This is a genomic window from Bacteroides sp. (assembly GCA_036351255.1).
Taxonomy (GTDB): domain Bacteria; phylum Bacteroidota; class Bacteroidia; order Bacteroidales; family UBA7960; genus UBA7960.
In genome coordinates, this window is the sequence record JAZBOS010000032.1 from 1 (window position 1) to 5957 (window position 5957).

A 5957-nucleotide genomic window follows, 5' to 3' on the forward strand; every position below is an offset into this window, starting at 1 on the left:
AGGATCTTGCGGAAATGGTCGCGGATCAGCCTATATTTCTCCTTAAGTGTTTTCCAGTCATACACCCCCCACAAAAGCGGTATCACCAGGCAGATGGCCTCAGTGGGCCGGATGATGATGATCAGCCCCAGGACCAGTCCCAGGTAAACCGACAGGCGGGCAGTGGGCTTCTCGTGCCAGCGAATTACCAGCCAAAGCATCAGCGCATACAGGGCAAACAGGAAATTGTGCACCAGCGTATGTTTCACGGAAACGTAAAACAAATTGGTGCCCAGAAACAGCAGGACCAGCAGCACGGTGGTCAGCCGGTCATCAAAATATTTCAGCAGGACCTTACGGATAAAAATCAGCCCCAGGAAGGTAAACAACAGGCTGGTGATGAAAACCGCGTGCTGATAGGGCAATGAAAAGCCATCGGCAGGAAAACTGGTGACCAGCGCCACCAGGTGAGCCACGGCAAAGCCCGGTAAAAACAACAGCGACAGTCCCGAAGAATACTTGATGATCAGGCCCCCTTCAGGTCCCTGTGAAGCCTGGTAAAGGGTCGTGCTTCCCTCATAGGTTTGCAGCGCTTCTTCCACAAATCCCGGGTCTTTCAGGCCAGGATCGTGATGAATGAAGGTGGCCGGCAAATAAAGGTAATAGCCAAAGGTGTCCCACGAAATGATGTTTTCCTTATACCGCATCAGCGAAACCACAAGCAGGATCGCCATGATCGCAATTCCGGTGTAATACGACAGGGGATGGGTTTGTTTTTGCATCTTTCACTTGAGTTGATCTGCTTTACTTGCCTGCCTTCTTTCGAATGGTAAAAGTAGGAATTTTTTCAGCTTACCTTCGCCTCCTGATACCTCAAATTTGTATTGTACTGGTTATTAATTGATTATGCTATGTTTCCTTGCTAAAAAGGAATGTTTTTAGAAAATAAAAAGTATCGAAAAAAACAGTCTTTTCATTATAAAAAAACAACTTCGGGAGAGAACATGGTCGTACCATGCTCGTGTGAAGGTCGTGCCTGGTTCAGGTACACACGACCAGGGTAGGTGTTTGGTAGGCTTATGGGCAGAGTCGGGCTATTTGAAAATGAAAAATGAAAAGTGAATAATAAAAAGCTGGAATTGGGAATTTGAATAAAACGGATCATGAGGTCGAGTATTCAATTTTAAAGCCCCGTAGCAGCGATAGTTTGGTAGTAAATTGGCGATTCTCCCATTTCTCCCTTAGCCGTGTAGCGGCGGCAGTATGGTAGATGAAAAATTGCTCGGATATGGACTGATTTCCCGGATGAAATTGCATTAAAATAAAAGGCTGCCCTGGACATTCAGGACAGCCTTTTGACATTCTGGCCTTATTCTAAAGACCAGGTGCGCTTATTGGTTAAAATTGTTTTTCCCGGTCTGGAGGAATTCAATGAATTTGGGAATGCTGGTGTCGAAGCCGTAAGCGGGTGCCAGCTGGTTCTCTTTGTGGTCGAGCAAAACATAGTAAGGTTGTGTGTTTACGCCATAGCGCTCGGCCTGAAAAACGCTCCATTTCTGGCCGATGGTCTTGATGGTGCGTTCGCGTCCCAGCGCCGACGAAACAAATTGTTCCGATTCGGGCAGGGGAGTCCGGTCGTCCACATACAGGGAGATCTTTACAAAATCATCGCGCAGCATTTCCAGAACGGCAGGATCCGGCCAAACGGAGGCTTCCATTTTTTTGCAGTTGACGCAACCCAGTCCTGTGAAATCAAGGAAAACGGGTTTGCCGGCTTTTTTGGCAGCGGCCATGCCTTCTTCATAGTCGGTGAAGGCCATCAGGCCGTGCACGCTTTGCTTGACGCTCTCTCCCACATAAAGGGTGTTGGCCGGGTTGACGGCAACATTTCCTGTCCCTGTGTTGCGGGTCATGTCAAAGTCCTGTGTGGTGGAAGAGGGCAGGAACGAGTTGACAGCATTGAGTGGAGCCCCCCAAAGACCTGGAATGAGGTAAAAGACAAAGGCGAATACCCCGATGGCCAGCAACAGGCGGGGTACGCTAAGATATTGCAGCTCACTGTCGTGGGCAAACTTGATCTTGCCGATCAGGTACAAGCCCAGCAAGAAGAAAATGGCGATCCAAAGCACAATGAATACTTCGCGGTCGAGGATGCCCCACTGTGCAACGGCATCAGCCGTGCTAAAGAATTTCAGGGCAAAGGCCAATACGATAAAGCCAAGCACCACTTTAACGGAATTCATCCACCCACCCGACTTGGGAAGTGACTTGAGGGCGGTGGGGAAAACGGCGAAGAGGCTGAAGGGAATGGCCAGGGCCAGGCTGAAGCCCAGCATGCCGATGGCGGGCGAAAGCACGTCGCCACTGGTCGCTGCTTCTACCAGAAGGGTTCCTACGATGGGGCCAGTACAGCTAAACGATACGAGCACAAAGGTCAAACCCATCAGGATGACACCGATTAGCCCCCCTTTTTCATCTGCTTTGCTGTCGAGGGCATTCGACCAGCTGGAGGGCATGGTCAACTCGAAAGCACCGAAGAAGGAGGCAGCGAAAAATATGAGCAGGGCAAAGAAGAACACGTTGAACCAGGGATTGGTTGCCAGTGAATTAAGGGCGTTGGCGCCAAAAATCATCGAAATAGCCAGGCCAATAAATACATAGGCAAAGATGATGGTCAGCCCGTAAAACAAGGCATCGCGGATGGCACGCTTGCGGTTTCCGGCGTTTCTCAAAAAGAAGCTCACCGTAAGGGGGATCATCGGAAAAACGCAGGGGGTGAGCAGGGCCAGCAATCCACCCAGCACACCGGTGATGAAAGTGCCCCAGAACCAGCCTTTTGCGCGACCGGGCTCTTCAGCCGGTTCGGTTGTTTCATCTGTTATAATGGTTTCTAATGGTTCAATTTCAGTGACTGCCACCGTGTCTTGGACGGGCATTTCTTCCGTTGGCTCTTCAGGGGTGGTTTCTGCCACCGTGGCGGCAGCCGTAGTTTCCCCGGGGAGGTCAAAGGAAAATTCAATGTAATCGGGGGGCAGACAGGAACTGTCGTTGCACGACATAAAGCCTAGCTCGCCGGTGATTTTTACGGCTTGGGTGCTGGTGACTTCAACAGTCTGGCGAAAGGTGACCGAGCCCGAAAACATCGTAAGCTCCATGTCGAAATTGGGATCGTACTTTTCTTTGGGAGCGGGGAAACGAAGCCCGCCAACTTTAGTGTAACCATTGCCTTCTTTAAAGTCAATGGACGTAGGGATGGGGCCGCCAGCGTCAATATCCGTGCCGTAAATGGACCAGCCGGAGTCGATTTTGGCAGTGAAACGAAGTTCATACTGGTTCTCGGCAATCTTTTCGTGCGAGAAGGTCCAGGAAACGGGCTCGAAGATCTGACCCGTAACGGTGTTCCCAACCATCAGCAAGATAAACAGCAGGAACAGGCTTGAAAATTTTGAACGAAATTTCATAAGGAAATAATGGTTTTTATTTGGCAAACATAAATAACCCGAATTGGTTGAATGCAAACTGTTAAATCAAGTTAAAAGCATGCATATATGTAAATTTTAGTTTGCAAAGATACAATTTACTCTGTTTAAGATTTCACAATTTTCGCCAGCAAGCCTTTTCGGGTAGCCGGTGTAATCCTGAAATGATTGCTTATACGATGGCCTGCAACCCAAACAATTTCATTGCCCGAAACCAATACCCAAACCTCTTGCTTTAAGTGAATTGGGGTTTTCTCATCCGTTAGCAGGTCATTGATTTTTTTCTTTCCTTTCATTCCCAGGGGTACAAAGCGATCGCCGGATTTGACTTTGCGGAGCAGGAGGGGGAATTGCAATCGGTCAAAATCAAGCAGGGCAGAACTTTCATTTTCAGGCCATTCAAGTTTTTCATCTGCATTGAAGGTCTCAAAAGTGAAAAAGGCACCCGGGACCTCCAGCCTGGAGGTTGTTGAATCAATTGCATATTCCTGTTCGAAGGCATCCTGGCCCAGGGGAACAATGAAGATTTGATCGCGGTCCTTTATGGCTTTGTGGGTTTTTGAAAAGAATAGTTTGCCAGCTTGTGCATTCAGGCTTTTGAACAAATCTTCACAGACAGGACCCGAGAAATGGTAGTTTTTCAGGAACTCATAAAGCATCAATTGAGGGGATGAAGTAGCCAGCAATTTCTCGATCCGGATGGAAACACCGTTTTTTTCAGGGTTCATACAAATTGCCTTCTGATGGTTCACCTCCTGTTCGAGGAACTCAGCAGAGGCTTTCATCCTTACAAGGAAGGATCCCATGTTTTGCTCAAAACCCGGATCAATTTCTTTAAGAATAGGAATGATCTGGTGGCGAAGGCGGTTGCGAAGGTATTTATCCTGAAGGTTGCTGATATCGGTCCGAAAGCCGACTTGCTGTTGATCGGCAAAGACTTCTATCTCTTCCCGTGTCGCAAAAAGCAGGGGCCTTATGATGTTACCATTTTTCAGGGGAATCCCGGCAAGCCCCCTGAGCCCGGTGCCTCTCAACAGGTTGATCAGCATGGTTTCAATGGAATCGTCCAGATGATGGGCGGTGGCAATCAGTGAATACTGGTGAGCTTTGGCTGTATCGGCAAGCCAGTTATACCTGAGTTCGCGGGCCGCCTCCTGGATGGAGATGCCTTGTTCCTGGCTGTATTCGAGGGTATTGAAGGTAATGCTGTAAAACGGGACTTTGAGGCTGTGCGCAGTGTTTTTTACCAACTCCATATCCAGTTCAGAATCCTGACCCCTCAGGGAGAAATTGCAGTGTGCGATAGCGAACGGTATGCTTGACTGGCTGAAAAGCCTGACCATTACCATTGAATCGACTCCTCCGCTGACGGCAAGCAGGACGCGGTCAGGGTTACTGACCAGTTGGTTTTCTTCAAGGAAGGCGAGGAACTTCTCAGATAAATTGCCGCCTGGTGTCATATTCTCTATGAGCTGGATTTGCAAGGGCTTTTCCAGGGTTGGTTAATGGTTTGATTATCAAATGTTTTTTCTTGTTTTTTGAATGGTGTAAAGGTAATAAAAATGAAATTCGCTTATTAACTGTATTTCGAATAGATATGGAAGCCTCGCTCCGCGGGGGGGTTCAGGACTTTTTGTAAAGATCCTGCATGAAAAAGGCGGTTTTGTTGTAACATTTTTTTTGTTTATGGCGTCATAGTATCAAAATGGCTTCTCTGTTGTGTTCGAAACCGGACAAATTCCAGCCAAAACCGAACAAAAGAACTGAACAAGGGTTTAAAGGAAAGAATTGTTAGTTCTTATAAAATAAATAAAATCAAAGAGTTACGATTTATGGCACGCAATTGGAATGCAGTTGTTTGGCACTGAATACTGAACAGAAAAACTAAAAAAATAAAACCCCCAGATCATGAAAACAAAAATTTTAATCCCCGTTTTGATCTCCATGATGATGTTTGCCAGTGTAAACGTTTTTGGAGGAAAGCCCCAGCGCACCATGTCATTCTACAGCGTAAGCGGGATTGTTAAGATTCCAGTAAAAGTGGAAGAAATTCCTGATTCCCTGCCTGAGATGGTTAAAGTTATGATGATGGAAAAACAAACTGAAGTTCGTTGTTTTGCCCTGCAAATGCAATTCGATCTCAGCCAGATTTCCAAGCCTGAAGAAGAGGCAGATGATGTGACCATTAATACCCGGCAGATCTTTGATGAACTTCGTTATCGTGAATACGCACGCAGATAATCTGAATTGGCTTCTTTTCGTGTTTCGCTTCATAGGTTTGAGCCGCACCTTCGGGTGCGGTTTTTTATTGCTGTGAAAATCAGGGTGGTGGTGATTATTTTTATTTTTTATTTCAATAAGGCATTGAATAATTAAAAAACCTTTTTACCTTTGCACTCCCCAAATGTAGGGGCAACGATCTTTGAGAAATTGGGAAAGCCAAAAAAGTAGCGCAAAAAAATACCCGTTGATTAGCTTTAGGGTTGATTAACGAACCAG

At 47.0% G+C, this 5957-nt stretch carries 4 protein-coding genes; 1 reads left to right on the forward strand and 3 read right to left on the reverse strand.

The window, feature by feature from the left end:
* The 3 genes from V2I46_03030 to tilS form a co-directional block, all read right to left on the reverse strand.
* A partial coding sequence (locus V2I46_03030; protein MEE4176460.1) for a glycosyltransferase family 39 protein occupies positions 1 to 761 on the reverse strand: 761 nt, incomplete at its 3' end.
* A gap of 609 nt (positions 762 to 1370) precedes the next feature.
* Positions 1371 to 3440 (reverse strand): cytochrome c biogenesis protein CcdA, encoded by a 2070-nt coding sequence (locus V2I46_03035; GenBank protein ID MEE4176461.1) that lies wholly within the window; start codon positions 3438 to 3440, stop codon positions 1371 to 1373.
* 125 nt (positions 3441 to 3565) lie between these two features.
* Positions 3566 to 4918 (reverse strand): tRNA lysidine(34) synthetase TilS, encoded by a 1353-nt coding sequence (gene tilS, locus V2I46_03040; protein MEE4176462.1) that lies wholly within the window; start codon positions 4916 to 4918, stop codon positions 3566 to 3568.
* 448 nt (positions 4919 to 5366) lie between these two features.
* On the opposite strand from tilS, the gene V2I46_03045 reads away from it, so the two are divergent.
* Positions 5367 to 5699, forward strand: a complete 333-nt coding sequence (locus V2I46_03045) for a hypothetical protein (protein ID MEE4176463.1) — start codon at positions 5367 to 5369, stop codon at positions 5697 to 5699.
* Positions 5700 to 5957: the final 258 nt, after the last annotated feature.

Bases quoted from the DNA above. Each gene is read 5' to 3' on its own strand.
- tilS (MEE4176462.1), bottom strand. From the start codon at position 4,918: ATGACACCAGGCGGCAATTTATCTGAGAAGTTCCTCGCCTTCCTTGAA.
- V2I46_03045 (MEE4176463.1), top strand. From the start codon at position 5,367: ATGAAAACAAAAATTTTAATCCCCGTTTTGATCTCCATGATGATGTTT.
- V2I46_03035 (MEE4176461.1), bottom strand. From the start codon at position 3,440: ATGAAATTTCGTTCAAAATTTTCAAGCCTGTTCCTGCTGTTTATCTTG.